Consider the following 485-nt stretch of genomic DNA (forward strand, 5'->3'; position numbering starts at 1 on the left):
CTGATCTCCGCACTCGCCCAGCAGCACCGGGTGACGATGCTGCAACTGTCCTCCAGCCTGTTCAACTACCTCACCGACGAACACCCCGAGACCTTCACCACCACCCGCATCGTCTACACCGGCGGCGAACCCGCATCGCCCACCCACGTCCACCGCCTCCACGGGCTCCGGCCGCACCTCACGATCACCAACGGGTACGGGCCGGCCGAGTCCATGGGCTTCACCACCACCCACACCATCGCGCCGGCCGCCGAGGTCCGGGGTCCCCTCTCCATCGGCCGGCCCCTGACCAACAAGCACGCCTACGTCCTGGACGCACGGCTGCGGCCCTCCCCTCCCGGCACGACGGGCGAGCTCTACCTCTCCGGCGACGGACTCGCCCACGGCTACCTCGCCCAACCCACCACCACCGCCACCCACTTCGTCCCCAACCCCTACGGACCCCCCGGCAGCCGCCTCTACCGCACCGGCGACCAAGCCCACTG

At 70.5% G+C, this 485-nt stretch carries 1 protein-coding gene; it reads left to right on the top strand.

Features of this window, described 5'->3' with window-relative positions; genetic code table 11:
- Window positions 1–485, top strand: a 485-nt coding sequence (locus tag AB4039_RS42430; RefSeq protein WP_442273337.1) for an AMP-binding protein, incomplete at both ends; no start/stop codon positions are given.

Source organism: Streptomyces sp. M-16 (assembly GCF_052114405.1).
Classification (GTDB): Bacteria; Actinomycetota; Actinomycetes; order Streptomycetales; family Streptomycetaceae; genus Streptomyces.